The 15,759-nt window shown below is 65.6% G+C and carries 15 protein-coding genes; 4 read left to right on the top strand and 11 right to left on the bottom strand.

The annotated features are described in order from the left end of the window. Window positions 1–102 precede the first annotated feature (102 nt). Window positions 103–1,920, top strand: coding sequence for a DNA mismatch repair endonuclease MutL (mutL, locus tag IB272_RS01570; RefSeq protein WP_060584077.1), 1,818 nt, complete (start codon window positions 103–105; stop codon window positions 1,918–1,920). Between the two features lie 90 nt (window positions 1,921–2,010). Further along, entirely contained in the window at window positions 2,011–2,244 is a 234-nt protein-coding gene (locus IB272_RS01575) for a DUF2093 domain-containing protein (protein ID WP_034801006.1), read from the top strand. A 53-nt stretch (window positions 2,245–2,297) separates the two neighbouring features. Here the strand turns inward: IB272_RS01575 and lpxK are convergent, their stop codons facing one another. The 6 genes from lpxK to IB272_RS01605 form a co-directional block, all read right to left on the bottom strand. Then, complete coding sequence (gene lpxK, locus IB272_RS01580; protein WP_060584076.1) at window positions 2,298–3,338, bottom strand: tetraacyldisaccharide 4'-kinase; 1,041 nt, start codon at window positions 3,336–3,338, stop codon at window positions 2,298–2,300. 213 nt (window positions 3,339–3,551) lie between these two features. After that, window positions 3,552–4,256 (bottom strand): HAD family hydrolase, encoded by a 705-nt coding sequence (locus IB272_RS01585; RefSeq protein ID WP_060516415.1) that lies wholly within the window; start codon window positions 4,254–4,256, stop codon window positions 3,552–3,554. Window positions 4,257–4,280: 24 nt separating this feature from the next. After that, window positions 4,281–5,594: a lipid IV(A) 3-deoxy-D-manno-octulosonic acid transferase gene (gene waaA / locus IB272_RS01590; RefSeq protein ID WP_060516417.1), complete on the bottom strand. Its 1,314-nt coding sequence runs from the start codon at window positions 5,592–5,594 to the stop codon at window positions 4,281–4,283. 91 nt (window positions 5,595–5,685) lie between these two features. After that, window positions 5,686–5,922 carry a DUF4170 domain-containing protein gene (locus tag IB272_RS01595; protein WP_043620984.1) on the bottom strand — a complete coding sequence of 79 codons (237 nt, stop codon included), beginning with the start codon at window positions 5,920–5,922 and terminating at the stop codon, window positions 5,686–5,688. Between the two features lie 60 nt (window positions 5,923–5,982). Beyond that, window positions 5,983–6,798: a 3'(2'),5'-bisphosphate nucleotidase CysQ gene (locus tag IB272_RS01600; protein ID WP_034800994.1), complete on the bottom strand. Its 816-nt coding sequence runs from the start codon at window positions 6,796–6,798 to the stop codon at window positions 5,983–5,985. An 84-nt stretch (window positions 6,799–6,882) separates the two neighbouring features. Then, a complete protein-coding gene (locus IB272_RS01605; RefSeq protein ID WP_060584070.1) occupies window positions 6,883–8,229 on the bottom strand; it encodes a TldD/PmbA family protein in 1,347 nt (448 codons plus the stop codon). Between the two features lie 147 nt (window positions 8,230–8,376). Here IB272_RS01605 and IB272_RS01610 point away from each other — a divergent pair, with 147 nt between their 5' ends. Then, window positions 8,377–10,212 (top strand): monovalent cation:proton antiporter-2 (CPA2) family protein, encoded by a 1,836-nt coding sequence (locus IB272_RS01610; RefSeq protein ID WP_113135450.1) that lies wholly within the window; start codon window positions 8,377–8,379, stop codon window positions 10,210–10,212. Window positions 10,213–10,283: 71 nt separating this feature from the next. On the opposite strand, the gene IB272_RS01615 is transcribed toward IB272_RS01610, so the two are convergent. From IB272_RS01615 to IB272_RS01625, 3 genes are all read right to left on the bottom strand, one after another. Beyond that, window positions 10,284–11,165, bottom strand: a complete 882-nt coding sequence (locus IB272_RS01615) for a patatin-like phospholipase family protein (protein WP_060584069.1) — start codon at window positions 11,163–11,165, stop codon at window positions 10,284–10,286. Window positions 11,166–11,248: 83 nt separating this feature from the next. Further along, window positions 11,249–11,809, bottom strand: coding sequence for a 16S rRNA (guanine(966)-N(2))-methyltransferase RsmD (gene rsmD, locus IB272_RS01620; RefSeq protein ID WP_060516422.1), 561 nt, complete (start codon window positions 11,807–11,809; stop codon window positions 11,249–11,251). A gap of 6 nt (window positions 11,810–11,815) precedes the next feature. After that, entirely contained in the window at window positions 11,816–13,891 is a 2,076-nt protein-coding gene (locus IB272_RS01625) for a pseudouridine synthase (RefSeq protein ID WP_060584066.1), read from the bottom strand. 73 nt (window positions 13,892–13,964) lie between these two features. On the opposite strand from IB272_RS01625, the gene IB272_RS01630 reads away from it, so the two are divergent. Next, on the top strand, window positions 13,965–14,414 hold the full coding sequence (locus IB272_RS01630; RefSeq protein WP_192444184.1) for a nucleoside deaminase: 450 nt from the start codon (window positions 13,965–13,967) through the stop codon (window positions 14,412–14,414). Between the two features lie 15 nt (window positions 14,415–14,429). Here IB272_RS01630 and IB272_RS01635 read toward each other — a convergent pair whose 3' ends face one another. Then, window positions 14,430–14,909 carry a GNAT family N-acetyltransferase gene (locus tag IB272_RS01635; protein ID WP_060516425.1) on the bottom strand — a complete coding sequence of 160 codons (480 nt, stop codon included), beginning with the start codon at window positions 14,907–14,909 and terminating at the stop codon, window positions 14,430–14,432. A gap of 115 nt (window positions 14,910–15,024) precedes the next feature. Next, on the bottom strand, window positions 15,025–15,645 hold the full coding sequence (locus IB272_RS01640) for a hypothetical protein (protein WP_060516427.1): 621 nt from the start codon (window positions 15,643–15,645) through the stop codon (window positions 15,025–15,027). Window positions 15,646–15,759: the final 114 nt, after the last annotated feature.

Here is a 15,759-nt window from a genome sequence, read left to right on the forward strand (position 1 = left end):
ACCCTCGATCATTTTTCAAGGGTGTCGGCACCAAGCGCTCGCGACCGGGGACGAGATACCGTCCCCTCTTCCGTTTCCGCGGCGAATCCCGGAAAATGGGCCATGGCCATCAAGCAGCTTTCAGAAACCCTCATCAACCAGATCGCCGCCGGCGAAGTGATCGAACGTCCGGCCAGCGCCGCCAAGGAGCTGATCGAGAATGCGCTCGACGCCGGCGCGACCCGCATCGAGATCGCGACCGCCGGCGGCGGCAAGACGCTGCTGCGGGTCACCGACAACGGCTCGGGCATGGCACCTGGCGACCTCGAACTTGCGGTCCGAAGGCACTGCACGTCGAAGCTCGACGACAGCCTCTTCGACATCCGCACCCTCGGTTTTCGCGGCGAGGCCCTGCCTTCGATCGGCTCGGTCGCCCGGCTGTCGATCACGACGCGCACGGCCGGCGCCAGCGAAGGCGCGGTCATTGCGGTTACCGGCGGCAAAACCGAGGCGGTCCGCCCCTCGCCGGCCAATACCGGCACCGTCGTCGAAGTGCGCGATTTGTTCTTCGCCACCCCGGCCCGACTGAAGTTCATGAAGACCGAGAAGGCGGAAGCGGCGGCCATTTCGGAAGTGGTGCGCCGCATGGCGATCGCGTTTCCGGCGGTCCGTTTCGTGCTCTCCGGCAGCGACCGCTCGACACTCGAATTCCCGGCAACCGGCGACGACCGGCTGGCGCGCATGGCGCAAGTGCTCGGCAAGGATTTTCGCGACAATGCGATCGAGATCGATGCGGCGCGGGAAGACGTCGAACTGACCGGCTTTGCCGGCGTGCCGACTTACAATCGCGGCAACTCGCTGCAGCAATATGTCTTCGTCAATGGCCGCCCGGTGCAGGACAAGTTGCTGCTGTCAGCGATCCGTGCCGCCTATTCCGAGACGATCCCGAGCGGCCGCTATCCGGTCGCCGTGCTGTCGATCACGCTCGACCCGGCGCTCGTCGACGTCAACGTGCATCCCGCAAAGTCCGACGTGCGCTTCCGCGACCCCGGCCTGATCCGCGGGCTGATCATCGGCGCGATCCGTCAGGCGCTGACGCGCGACGGCGACCGCGCCGCAACGACGGGCGCCCGCGGCATGATGCAGGCGTTCCGCTCCGGCGATTACCGCCCGCAGCCCTGGAGCGCCGAGACGTCGCCTTCCCGGCCGACACAATTCGACGCGGTGCTGCGCCACCTCGGCGAGCAGCCGCAGGCAAGCTTTGCGGCATTTTCCGCCCCTTCGGCGCGCGTTGCCACCCCGTTCGAGCGGGAAATGCCCGTGCCGGCGCCGGAGGCCAAGCAACCGCCGCCGCCGCAATCGTTCCCGCTCGGCGCCGTGCGCGCCCAGCTGCACGAAAACTACATCGTCGCCCAGACCGATGACGGCCTCGTCATCGTCGACCAGCATGCCGCGCACGAGCGGCTGGTGTTCGAGGCGATGCGTACGGCGCTGCATTCGCGGCCGGTCGCCGCCCAGGCGCTGCTGATCCCGGAGATCGTCGACCTGCCCGAAGACGATTGCGACCGGTTGATGGCCCATGCGGAGGAGTTCTCCCGCCTGGGTCTCGCGATCGAGCGCTTCGGACCGGGCGCGATTGCGGTGCGCGAAACGCCGGCCATGCTCGGCGAAATGGATGCCGTCGGTCTCGTGCGCCAGCTCGCCGACGAGCTTGCCGAATGGGATACGGCAAGCGGGCTGACGAGCCGGCTCGAATATCTCGCCGCGACCATGGCCTGCCACGGATCGGTGCGCTCGGGACGGCGCATGCGCACCGAGGAGATGAACGCGCTTTTGAGGCAAATGGAGGCGACGCCCGGCTCGGGCCAGTGCAATCACGGCCGGCCGACCTATATCGAACTCAAGCTCTCCGATATCGAACGGCTGTTCGGCCGGAGCTGATCTTCACGCCTGGCGAAATGCGACTGGCATTTTTCCGGACGGCGAGCTAGACCAGAGAACCAATAACGAAGACGGAAACAGGCGCCGAGCATGATGAACCGGTTTGAAGGAAGCGCTTCGCGCGAAGCGAAGATCCGTTATCTCGACGGCGACTTTCAGATCGTGCTCGCGGGTTCGCACGTGGTCTGCGCGATGACCGGCAAGATCATCCCCGTCGACGAACTGCGTTACTGGAGCGTCGCCCGGCAGGAGCCCTATGTCGACGCGGAGGCCTCGCTCGAGGCGGAAAAGCGCGCAGGCGCGCTGCCCAACCAGCGCCGCTAATCAAGCCCGGACACCAACAACGGCACTCCGGCGCCACGACCCACAGGGCGCCGTTACTTAGCCGCGCCTTCGCGCAGCTTGCGGGCACGCGCCGCGGCAAGCGCCTTCTCGATGATCTTTTTCGGCGCCATCGGGTCGTCGAAGCGCACATCGATCTCGATCACCCTGCTCGCTGCGGCAAGTTCGGCGGCGCGGCCGTGGCCGGGCTCCAGGCGCACCAGATCCTTGGCGGTGGTAACGAGCTGGCAGCCGAGCGCTGCAGCCTGGTCGAGCAGATCGGCGATTTCGTCCTCGGAGAAATGGTGGTGGTCGGGAAAACTGCGGGTTTCCTCGATGACGGCGCCCGTCTCCCGAACGGTGCGGTAAAACTTCTCCGGATCGGCAATGCCCGCCCAGGCAAGCACCTTAACGCCATTTAGCGATCCGTCGTCGCGGCTTATGACGTCGGCTTCGTAGATCTGCTTGCCGGCGCGGGCGGCGCGACGGATCAAGGCGTCGGCCTCGGTGCCGTCACCGATCTTGAGCAGGGCCGTGGCGTGGCGGAGCTGGTTCGACAGTGGCGCCCGCACCGGGCCCGCCGGCACCAGATAGCCGTTGCCGATGCCGCGGCGAGAATCGATCACCAAAAGCGCGAAGTCGAAGGCCAGCCGCGCGCTCTGGAAACCGTCGTCCATGATGATGATGTCGACGCCTTCCTTTACCAGCCGACGAGCCCCATCGACGCGGCGGCGGCAGACGACGGTCAAGGCCTCCTTCGCCAGAAGCAACGGTTCGTCGCCGACGTCGCGGGCGCGATGATGTTCCGGATCGACGACGGTCGTCACGTCGAGCGAGCCGCCATAACCGCGGCTGAGGAATCCGGGCTTCAGCCCGTTTTCGCGGATGACGCGCGCAAGCGCGATGGAGGTCGGCGTCTTGCCGGCGCCGCCGACGGTGAAATTGCCGATGCAGATGACCGGGACCGGCACCGAGGCGCGCTGCGCGCGATCCATGCGCATGCCGGCAATCCGTCCGTAAACCCATGAGAACGGCCACAACGCGCGCGCACGCCAATCCGCCTTGGTCCACCAGAATGGCGGCGCTTCCGATACCATCTTTGTTCCGTGGCCTCCCGGCCGCTCAGGTCCTTCCGTTTCCGGGAGGGACGGTTTGTTCGCCGGTCGAAACCGGCGGATTGCGACAAAAAACGTCAGAACGGGAAAAAACGCAAGCTATGGAGACCGATACGGCCACGGCAGGGGCGCTGAACCGGGCCGATCACGATGCAAAACTGAAGGCAATCGCGGCAAGCGCTGCCGCAACTCGATCTAGAGGACAGCTTCGAGTTCGGTGATATCCGAGAGGCAATGGTCGGAAGCCGCTGCAAGCGACTGGCGCGAGCCGGTACCCGTCAGGACGGCGACCGTCATGCCGACGCCGGCGCTACGGCCCATGTGCATGTCGTGATTGTTGTCACCGACGACGACCACCTGCCGCGGCTCAAGGCCGGTCGCAGCACAAAAGCCAAGCACCATGCCCGGCTCCGGCTTGACGCCGTAGCCGCTGTCATAGCCCGCGACATAGTGTAGGTAATCCTCGAAGCCGAAGCGCTTTGCCGTTTCGCGGATCGAACGCTCGTTGTCGCTCGAGGCGACACCGAGGCGGTAACCTTTGGCGTGCAGCCCGGCGAAGAAGGCGCCGAGATCGGTCACCGGCACCGCATATTCCGCCGAGCGCGCAAACAGGCCGTCAAACAGGTTCGTCAGTTCGGCAATCGTGAAGGGCGCGCCCGCGCCGACGAAGCCGGTCGCGATCTCGACAGTGTTGCCGGCGGCAAGCAGGCTGTCGGGCAGCACGTGGCCGGTGTCGGCGTCCATGCCACCGGCTGCAAGCAGCGTGCGGGCCAGAGCCTCATCACCCTTTGCCGCGATCCGCGCCAGTTCGTAGTTCACCGGTACCCAGCTCTTTGCGTAGTCGAGCAGGGTTCCATCCTTGTCGAACAGGATGCCGGCTATGGCTTTGGCTGCTGTCATGACGAGGCTTCGTCTCCTGCTGGATCAGTTGTCGGTCGGCGGGTTGAGACGCGCCTTGACGACGAGCGGATTGATATAGGGCTCAAGTCCCTTCATCGTCGCCGACAGGGCACCGCGCATCTCTTGCACGGTTTCGAGGCCGGCATCGATCATCGAGCGACGCATGTCGTCGTTGGCGAGCAGATAGTTGACGCCCTTGGCCAGCATCTCGACGTCGCGCACGATCTTGGCGCTGCCGTTCTTGGCCAGCGTCTGATAGGTCTCGCGAAAGTTCTGGACGTTGCCGCCGGAAAGTATGGCGCAGCCGAGCATCGCCGGCTCCAGCGGGTTCTGACCACCCTCGGCAAACAGCGACCGGCCGACGAAGGCGACCTCGGTCAGGCGAAGATAGAGGCCCATTTCGCCGATCGTGTCGCCGAGGAAGATATCGACGTCGGGCGTCAGCGGATCGCGGCGCGTGCGCCGGGCGACCTTCAGCCCCTTGGCCGTCAGCGCCGCCTCGATGGCGTCGCTGCGATCGGGATGACGCGGAACGATGATCGTCAGAAGGCCGGTTCGCTCCTTGAGCGCACGGTGCACGACACCGGCGGCCGCCTCCTCGCCGTCGAAGGTCGAGATCGCCGCCCAGGTCTTGCGGGCGCCGATCTGCTGGCGATACTCCTTCAGCGCCTGCGGATCGTGTGGCGGTGCGTCGGTGTCGACCTTGAGATTGCCCGACACCATGACCGGCAGCGCACCGAGCGTGCGGAAGCGCTCCGCATCGACATCGGACTGGGCAATGACGAGCGCGAGATTCTCGAACAGCGCGTCGGCGAGCGCCGGTCGGCGCTTCCAGCGCGCGAAGGTCCGGTCGGACATGCGCCCGTTGACCAGAACCTGCGGGATATGGCGGCGGCCGAGTTCCAGGATGGTCATCGGCCAGATCTCGGATTCGGCGATGATCGCCAGATCCGGCTCCCAGTAGTTGAGAAAACGGCTGACGGCCGGCTTGAAATCGAGCGGGACATACTGGTGGATCACCGTCGACCCCAGGCGCTCGGCCACGACACGCGCAGAGGTCATCGTCCCGGTCGTCAGCACGACGTGGATGCCGCGCCGCCTGATTTCCTTGATCATCGGGATGACGGCGTTGGTTTCACCGACGCTTGCCGCGTGGAACCAGACGAGGGGGCCTTGCGGCCGCGGCTCGCTGGCATGGCCGTAGCGCTCACGGCGGCGCGCCGGATCCTCCTTGCCCTTCGCCGCGCGAATGGCAAGGTAGGACCAGACGAGGGGATAGATGGCCGAGCCGATCCAGCGGTAGCTGGACAGCGCCAGGCGCGCGCGAAAGCTGCTCATGACAGGCCACCTTCCCCGGCCGTTCCGGCCCGGAGAGACTTAAGGGCGACTGGCATGCGGGTAAACACCGCGCATCCCGACCTCATCGGCATCAGCCGTTTTCCGGGTCGAGCAGACGGTGCATGTGGACGATGAAGTAACGCATGTGAGCGTTGTCGACGGTCATCTGCGCCTTGGATTTCCAGGCAGTCAGGGCGCTGTCGTAGTCCGGGTAGATGCCGACGATATCGAGCTTGTCCAGGTCGCGGAAATGTACGTCAGTCAGCGTGGTGAGTTCGCCGCCGAAGACGAGGTGCAGACGTTGTTTTTTCTCGGTGTCGTGAGCCATCGGACTTCCATTTATTCTTGTTGGGTGTGGGCGTTGATTTGAGGCATTCAGCCTCAAAGGTCAATGGGGCTCCATGGACCGCGATGCGGCGATCAGGCCCGGCAAGAGCGGCTTTGCCGCCGCGCAGAGAACCCCGTGAACGACAGTGGATCGATTGTAAGAGAGCGGCTGCGCATCGAGATCGGCCAGCGCGCCGCCGGCGCTCGCTAGAATGAGATCTGCTGCAGCCAGGTCCCAGTCGTGGGAGTTCTTCTTCACCAGCGTTCCGTCGATCCGCCCGTCGGCAACCATGGCCAACCGATAGGCAAGCGACGGCACATGCGGGATACGGGTAACGGCGCTGCGATAGGGCGCCGGAAGCTTGCCGATCGTGTCCTCGGCAGCCGCCAGATGCAGTGTTTCCCCGGGTTTTGCCTCGCGCACCGAGATTTGGGCACCGTTTTTCAGCGCACTGCCGCCTGCGACCGCCTCGAAGAGTTCATCGAGCGCCGGGGCATAGAGCACGCCGGCAACGGGCTGGCCGCGATGCACGACGGCGACGCTGACGCACCAGAGTTCCTTGCCGGCGATGAAAGCCCGCGTGCCGTCGATCGGATCGACGACGAAGACCGTTTCGCGCGACAGCCGGCTCAGATCGTCGTCCGTCTCCTCCGACAGCCAGCCGTAATCGGGCCGGGCCGCAAGCAAGCGCGTCTTCAGCACATCGTTTGCGGCAAGATCCGCCTCGCTTACCGGCGAGCGGCCTTCGTTCTTCCAGCGGACGTCGGGCGCCTTGCGGAAATAGCCGAGCGCGGTTTCGCCGGCGACAACCGCCGCGGCACGGATCACGTCGAGATCCGGCTTCCAGTCCGCGCCCGGTGGTGCTGTGTCAGACATTCAAAACCCCGTCAGCCCGCCTCTCCCTTGTCCGGAAGGCGGGATCGGCGCGGGCTTCCCGCGCCTGCTTTTCCAGCGGCCTTGTCAGAGGCCGGCGAGCGTCATGCCCTCGATGGCGAGCGTCGGCGCCGCGACGCCGAACTTGCGGTCGATGTCGTCTGCCGGCGTCAGCGCCATAAACATGTCTTTGAGATTGGACGCGATCGTGACTTCAGAGACGGCAAAGGTCAGCTCGCCGTTCTCGATCCAGAAGCCGGAGGCGCCGCGGCTGTATTCGCCGGTCACCATATTGACGCCCTGGCCGATCAGTTCGGTGACGTAGAAGCCGGTGCCAACCCCGCGGATGAGATCGTCCCGCGAGATCGATCCCGGCTCGAGCGCCAGATTGGTCGAGGACGGATTGACCGTCGGACCGCCGCGCACGCCGCGGCCGTTGGTCTGAAGCCCGAGTTCGAGCGCTGCCGATGTGGACAGGAACCAGTGGTTCAGCACACCATCTTCGACCATCGCCAGTTTCTCGCCGCTGACCCCTTCGCCGTCAAAGGGACGCGAAGAGGAGCCACGCACGATCAGCGGGTCGTCGGTCACGGAAAGACCCGACTTCAGGATCTGCTTGCCCATCATGTCGCGCAGGAAACTCGTCTTGCGGGCGACAGCCGCGCCATTGATTGCGCCGGCCAGATGGCCGACGAAGCCGCGGGCTATGCGTGGATCGAAGACGACGGTGACATTCTTGGCGGTCGGCACCTGGCGCGGATTGATGCGGGCGACCGCGCGCTCGCCGGCCAGACGGCCGATTTCGTCGGCGTCGCGCAGGTCGGCAAAGAAGAGGCGGCTATCATAATCGTAGTCGCGCTCCATCTTGGTGCCCTCGCCGGCAATCGCGCTGACGGAGCGGCCAAAGCGGGTGGCCATGTAGGAGCCGGAAAAGCCATGCGAGGTGACAAGTACCAGCCCGCCCATGCCGGCCGATGCCCCAGCGCCGCTGGAATTGGTAACGCCCGAGACCGCGAGTGCCGCCTCTTCGGCGGCAAGCGCTGCCTCGGTCAGGGTTTCAGTGGAAACCGCCGTGGCGTCGAAAAGGTCGAGGTCCGGATAGGACTTCGCCAGCCGGTCGGCGTCCGCCAGCGCGGCGAAGGGATCCTCCGGCGAAGCCTTGGCCATGGCAACCGCGCGCTCCGCGAGCAGCTTCAGGTCAAAACCCGGATTGGCCGCAACGCTGGCGACACGCCGTCCGACAAAAACACGGAGCGAAAAGTCGTCGCTTTCGGAGGCTTCCGTCGCTTCAACCTTGCCGAGGCGGACGGAGACGGAGCGGGAGCGCCCGCGCACCACCACCGCGTCCGCCGCATCGGCGCCGGCCTTGCGGGCGAGGTCCACGAGTTCGGATGCGCGTTTTTCGAGGTCGGCAGAATCGATCGTGTCTGACATGGTGTGGCCTTTCATTCCTGCCCCATTTATTGTGCGGCGAAGCAGGCATCAAGGGCATCGACCCGATTCCCGCTCAAACACCGCAAATGAAGCGCTCTCGAAAGCTCCGCTTGGGGGCCGGGTTCAGCAACAGTGAAAGCCTGAGGCATGGCAACGACACCGATCATCTATTCCCAGGCCCTGATGCTGCTCGGTGGCGCAGTGATCGCCGCTCCCATCTTCAAGCGGCTCGGGCTCGGCACGATCCTCGGCTACCTTTCGGCCGGCGTGCTGATCGGACCTGTCGCCCAAAGCATCACCGAAGGCGAGCAGATCCTGCACGTCTCGGAACTCGGCGTCGTCTTCCTGCTCTTCATCATCGGGCTCGAACTCAAGCCTTCGCGCCTCTGGCAGATGCGGCGCGACATCTTCGGCCTCGGCACGGCGCAGGTGCTGATCTCCGGCATCCTGCTTTCCTACGCCATCTATGCGCTGGGGCTTCTCGGGCACGGCGGCAGCATCATCGCCGGCTTCGGCCTGTCGCTGTCCTCCACGGCTTTTGCCATGCAGATCCTCGACGAGAGCAACGACCGCAACACGCGCTACGGGCAGAGGGCCTTTTCGATCCTCCTGCTTCAGGATCTCGCCATCGTGCCGCTGCTGGCCCTCATCCCGCTGATGGCCCTGCAGGCGCCGGAGGACACCACGCCGCCGCTCGAAGACTTCGCCATCGCCACCACCGCGATCGTCGTGCTCTTTGCGGCGGGCCGCTACCTTGTGAACCCGCTGTTCCAGATCATCGCCCGCACCGGCGCCCGCGACGTGATGATAGCTGCGGCACTGCTCATCGTCATGGGAGCGGCGACCATGATGCAGCTCGCCGGCCTGTCCATGGCGATGGGCGCTTTCCTGGCCGGCGTTCTGCTGGCGGAATCGTCCTACCGGCACGAGCTCGAAGCGGATATCGAGCCTTTCCGCGGCATCCTGCAGGCGCTGTTTTTCATGGCCGTCGGCCTGTCGTTGGAGCTTGGCGTCATCGTCGAGCGCTACCAGCTGATCATCGTTGCGGTGCCGTTGCTGATGGCCCTGAAGAGCCTGGTTCTCTATTGGCTCTGCCGCTTCACCGGATCACATCACAATGATGCCGTGCGCATCAGCCTGCTTTTGCCGCAGGGCGGCGAGTTCGGCTTCGTGCTGTTCACGGCGGCGGCGACCGCCGGCGTCTTTTCGGACGGTGACGCCTCGCTGCTGGTCGCGATCGTCACGCTGTCGATGGCATTGACACCGCTCGCCGCCATGCTCGCACCGAAACTGATGCGCGAGCAGGACGAGATGGACGAAGAGATCGAAGAAGACTTCGATGGCGCCAATGCCGATGTGCTGATGATCGGCTTCTCCCGCTTCGGCCAGATCGCCGCCCAGATCCTGCTTGCCGGCGGTCGCGATGTGACGATCATCGATCATTCCGCCGCGCGCGTGCGCCAGGCCGCGACCTTCGGCTTCCGGATCTATTTCGGCGACGGCAACCGCCTCGACGTGCTGCGCGCCGCCGGCATCGAACGGGCCAAGATCGTCGCCGTCTGCACCCAGAAGAAGGAAACAACCGACCACATCATCGATCTCGTGCAATCCGAATATCCGAATGCACGCATCTACGCCCGCTCCTACGATCGTCTGCACACGCTGGAACTGCGCGCCAAGGGTGTCGACTACGAGCTGCGCGAGACCTTCGAGTCCGGCTTGCTCTTCGGCCGCAAGACGCTGGAGGCACTTGGGGTCGGCGACGACGAGGCGATCGCGATCATGGACGACATCCGCAAGCGCGACGAGGCGCGCCTCGTGCTGCAGGAGGCCGAGGGCATCACCGCCGGCCGCGACATGCTGCACTCGCGGCCTGTGCGTCCGGAGCCGCTGGTCAAGCCGAAGCGCGAGGTCGACCATTCGCAAGAGACCGGCGAACGGATCCTCCCGGGCCTTCCCGCGGACGAGCGCGAAAGCGCCTAACCGCTCACGCTGCGACGGCACGCGCCGTCATTGCCAAGGTTGTTCAGGCCCCAAGCTTCAAACACCAAGGTTCAGGTGAGCCTTGGCGCTGTCATCCGCTCTTCGAGTGCGCGCTTCAGTTCGTCCTTGATCGCAGCCGTTGCGCTCAGCACGTCTTGGGCGCGCAGGAAATCCATCACGCGGTAGCGGCCGACATCGGGACGCAACAGGATGTCCGGCGCCCCCTCCTTCAGCTTCATGGCGATGATCGACTGCATCATCAGCTGGCTCGCGCCGAACAGGCTGTCGATCCGGCTCGGGATCGCCTTGCCGTCGCCATCCGGCCCGCCGACGACATCGACCGCAATGACGATATCGGCAAGGCCGCGCAGGTGATCGAAGGGAATGGGATTGTAGATGCCGCCGTCGATCATGACCCGCCCGTCGATCCGGACCGGCGTGAAGATCGCCGGCAGCGCCGCAGACGCAGCCAGGGCCTTGCGGAGGTCGCCCTTCTCGCAGATCTTCTCCGTCTGACCGTAATAGTCGGTGGCGACTACCTTCAGCGGGATTTCGAGGTCGGAGAATTTTTGCGGGATGGCCTCGGGCAGGAAGGCCTTGAGCACCCGCTCGACATTGAACTGGCCGAAACGGAAGCCGCTCGCCATCGCTTCGGAAAGACTCGACGGCCGCAATTGCCACAGGCGGTTGACCACTTCGCGCCGGTGGCCGACGGTGGAAAGCGTATGGGCCCGGATCTCTTCGCCGCGCAAACCCGCCGCCATGCCCGCGCCCATGATCGCGCCGATCGACGAGCCCGCGATCGCGACCGGCCGAATGCCGAGTTCATCCAGCGCCTCGATGGCATGGATATGCGCAAGACCGCGGGCGCCGCCACCGCCAAGCGCCAGCGCGACGGTGGGCCGCGCCGGGGCTTCCGCCGATCCATGCGTCATCGAAAGATCCTGCTTCATCGGCATGCCTCCGCGCTGGGCGGGTTGAGAAAATGGCGTCATCCGGCTGAGCCTATCCCGGCAACTCAACCGAAATTACGGCATCAGGCTCCGCGAAACCGATAGAAATGCATGCGCGTGTCGCCGAACACCCTGACGTCGAGGTTTTCGAAGACGGCGACCGGCGCCGGCTGGACATCTGCCCGCTCTTCGAGGATCACCAGGGCGCCGGGCACCAGCCAGTTGCCGATGGCAGCCGACTCCAAGGCCTTTTCGCCCAGCCCCTTGGCATAGGGCGGGTCGGCGAAGACGAGATGAAACGGCTCCATCGTACCGACGCCGCCAAGGCTGGTGGCGTCGCGCCGGAAGACCTTGGCCCGGCCCTGCAGGCCGAGCGTCTCGACGTTGGTCTGGATCAGGCCCCTGCCCTCGACGCCCTGCTCGACAAAGAGCGCATGCCGGCACCCGCGCGACAGCGCCTCGAAGCCGACGGCGCCGGTGCCCGCGAAAAGGTCGAGCACACGCGTGCCGTCGAGCGCGTTCGGATAGGAATGGCTCAAAATGTTGAACAGGCTTTCGCGCGTCCGGTCCGTGGTCGGCCGGATATCGTTGGACTTGGGGGTCGCCAGGCTGCGACCCCGAAACTCTCCGCCGACGATCCGCACGACCGCTTAGTTTCCTCTGCCGCGCGGCTTGCCGCCGCCAGCCGGGCGCCCGCCGCCGGAGCGACCAGAACCGCCGGGGCGTCCACCGCCGGGCTTGCCGCCACCAGGCTTACCGCCGCGCGGACCGCCGGAGCGTTCACCGAAGGATTTTCCGCCCGAGGGCTTGCCGCCGAACGACTTGCCGCGAGGCTTGTCGCCAAACGGACGGTCGCCACCTTCGCGACGCGGCGGACGGTCACCGTCAGCGCGTGGAGCCCGCGGCTTGTCGAACCGGCGATCACCGCCGTCGCTGCGAGCTGGACGGTCACTGAACGAACGCTCACCGCCTTCGCGACGCTGCGGACGATCACCGTCGGCGCGTGGCGCCCTCGGCTTGTCGGAATAGCTGCGCGGTCCGCCTTCAGAACGGGGACGGTCGCCGCCGTCACGGCGCGCAGGACGGTCACCGTGATCGCGCGACCTGCGGTCACCCGCGTCGCCCGACTTGCGTCGGCCAAAGCCGCCATCGCGGCCCTCGTCCTTGCCGCGACGGGCAGGCTCGCTGGCGCTGATCCATTCGCCCTCGTCGTCGCGACGCTTGACCGGCGCGGCAGACGCCGGACGATCGGCGCGGTCGAAGTCTCTGTGCGGGCCACCCTTGCGGTCCGGGTCGAACTTGCCGGTCGTCTTCGTCGCCAGACCATCCTTGTTGCGGCCGTAGCGCTTGGACTTCGGCGCGCTTTCCGGACGCTCGCGACGGGCGGACTTCTCGGTGGCATCGCCATCAACGGACTTCGGCTTCTTTTCGGCGAGCGGGCGGGCGCCCGGCGCCATCCAGACATTGGCCGTGCGGGCGCGCTGAGCCGGCGCGCGCTTCGGCCGATCCTCGAACTTGGCGTCGCGGTCTTCGCGCGGGCCACCCTTGCCGCGGGCACCATCCTTGCCACGACCACCACCGTCGCGGCGGTCGTCACGACGGGTGTCCAGACGAGAAAGGGCACGCTCGCGCTTGTCCTCCGGCTTTTCCCAGCGGTTGTTGCGCTCCGGCCTGCGCGTGTCGGCGGCGTCGTCTTCAGCCTCACCGGCAACGGTCGCCGCCTGATCATTGTAAAGCGGCGCGTCGAAGTTCGCCTTGGCGTCCTCGATCAGGCGCGGTCCCAATTGGTCGCGCAGCGTGCGACCGCGAATTTCCTGGACGTGTCCCTCCGGCAGTTCGCCGAGCTGGAACGGGCCGTAGGAGATGCGGATCAGGCGGTTGACGTCGAGGCCGAGCGCGCCGAGCACGTTCTTGATTTCGCGGTTCTTGCCTTCGCGAAGCCCCATCGTGATCCAGACGTTCGAGCCCTGGACGCGGTCGAGCGTCGCTTCGATGGCGCCGTACAGCACGCCGTCGACGGCGATGCCGTCCTTCAGCTTGTCGAGCGCTTCCTGATCGATCTCGCCATGGGCGCGCACGCGGTAACGGCGCAGCCAGCCGGTCGACGGCAGTTCGAGCACGCGGGCAAGGCCGCCGTCATTGGTGAGGAGCAGCAGGCCCTCGGTGTTGATGTCGAGGCGGCCGATCGACAGAACCCGCGGCAGCTCGTCCGGCAGGTTCTCGAATACGGTCGGACGGCCCTCCGGGTCGGCATTGGTGGTCACCAGACCGGCCGGCTTGTGATAGAGCCAGAGGCGCGTGCGCTCGATACCGCGGATCGGCTGGCCATCGACCTCGATCGCATCGGCGAGCGTCGCGTTGACCACGGGCGTGTCGAGGATGACACCGTTGAGCCTGATGCGGCCTTCCATGATCATGCGCTCGACGTCGCGACGCGAGGCAACGCCGGCGCGCGCCAGGATCTTCGAGATGCGCTGCGGCTCGTCGGCGGCCGCTGCAGCCGCTGCCGGACGCTCCCGGGCCGGACGCGAAGCGCCGGCCTTGGGATCAGACGTCTTTGCGTCGAAGCTCCTGCCGGGGCCCTTGGCACCGAAAGACTTCGGGCCGGAAGCCTTGACTCCTGCAGCCTTTTTCGGCGCAGCGCCCTTCTTGTCGGCGAAATGCGGTTTCTTGTCCCGGCCAGCGGACTTGCCGCCAGGCCGCGTGGGCTTGTCTTTGGATGTCATTTGTGTTGCCTGCCTTTTGCGGCTGTCCTATCAGGTCGCGGCCCGTGGGTTAAGAGAAATTATTGTTTGAGCGATGGCTGAGACGACACGCTTCATGGATGCGGCCCTTGAAGAGGCCCGCAAGGCTGCCGAACGCGGCGAAGTGCCGATCGGTGCCGTGGTGGTTTTCGACGGCCGCATCATCTCGCGCGCCGGCAATCGCACCCGCGCGCTCAACGACGTGACCGCCCATGCGGAGATCGTCGCCATCCGCGAGGCTGCCGCCGTCCTCGAGGACGAAAGGCTGACCGGCGCCGATCTCTACGTCACGCTCGAACCCTGCACCATGTGCGCGGCGGCGATTTCATTCGCCCGCATCCGTCGCCTCTATTACGGCGCAGACGACCCGAAGGGCGGCGCGGTCGACAGCGGTGTGCGCTTCTTCGGCTCGCCCACCTGTCACCATGCGCCCGATGTCTATTCGGGCCTCGCCGAGCGGGAAGCCGCCGATATCCTCAGGGATTTCTTTGCCGGCAGGCGGTGAGACCCCTTAACGTCTTCAGTCGGCAGCGAAGCTCTCGAGCGCGACACCCGAAAGGCGGTAGCGCGTCCACTCGGACATCGGCTCTGCGCCGACCGATTCGTAGACGCGGATCGCCGGTTCGTTCCAGTCGAGCACACTCCATTCGAAGCGCCCGCAGCCTTCCTCGACGGCAATCTTTGCCAGATGCTTCAGGAGCATCTTGCCGGCGCCCGAGCCGCGGCAATCCGGGGTGACGTAAAGATCCTCGAGGTAAAGACCCTTGCGCGCCTGCCAGGTGGAATAGTTGTAGAACCACATGGCAAAACCAGCCGGCTTGCCATCCTTCTCGCAGATCACCGCGCGGGTGATCGCACCGGGACCGAAGAGCGAGGCCTGCAGCATCTCGACCGTCGCCTCGACGGCGTCGGGCTCCTTCTCGTAGATGGCAAGTTCGGTGATGAAGCGCAGAATGGTTTCGGCGTCTTCCGGGCGGGCGTCGCGAATGCTGATGGTCATGGCTCAGGCGCTTCTCAAGCAGTTCCAGCAGCCAAGCAAACGCGCTTTCGACCGGAACTGCATAGATCCAAGGGAGAGAGGCATTTCGCCGTTCAAGGGAACGGCGAAAACGGGTTTAGAAGGGCCAATACCACTTGGAGCCGGTATTCTTGATCTGCGCCTCCTTCTTGCGGCGGCGCTCCTTGTCCTTCTCCGGCTCGCCGAGATCGGTCTCGGTACCCTCGGGCAGGCGGCGGTAATCGAGCGGCGGATCGCTCAGGAAGCGGCGCTTGTCGGAATAGGCGCCCATCTCGATCTTGCGCCCTTCACGATAGGCCTCCTGCTGCTCCTTTGCAGAGAGCCGGCGACCGTTGGCGCTTGCCTTGGCAAGCGGCGAGACATAGTTCGGGTTGTTCTTGTTGGCGTCGGCCTCTTCACGCAGGCGGTTGCGCACCTCTTCCGGAGACTCGACCCATTCCGGGTTCCCCTCGCGGCTGGCGAGCGACTTCTGCGGCTCGACGAGCGAGGCCTGCTGGGCCGACGGCGGCAGGACGAGACCCGGACGCGGCTGGTACTTGACCGGATCCCGCTTCGGCGGGCCGAAGCTTGCGACGCTGCCGAGGTCGTCCATGAGCTGTTCGCCGGCGGTCTTGTCCGTGCCGTAGGTCGGGCCGCCGATGCAGCCCGTAAGCACCAGGCCGCTCGTCAAAATGGCGGCCACGCTGGCAAACACTCGCAACTCTCGCGTCATTTCCATGAGATTCCTTCCAGCCGGCCACCAGTCAGCGCGGCCACTCAAGCGCCCATGGCGGAGAAATCCGCCAAATTTCGGGCAGGTTTTACCGGATGAACGCAAGGAGTGCAATTCATC

The sequence above is a fragment of the Ensifer sp. ENS08 genome, from assembly GCF_014852195.1.
GTDB classification, from domain to species: Bacteria; Pseudomonadota; Alphaproteobacteria; order Rhizobiales; family Rhizobiaceae; genus Ensifer; species Ensifer adhaerens.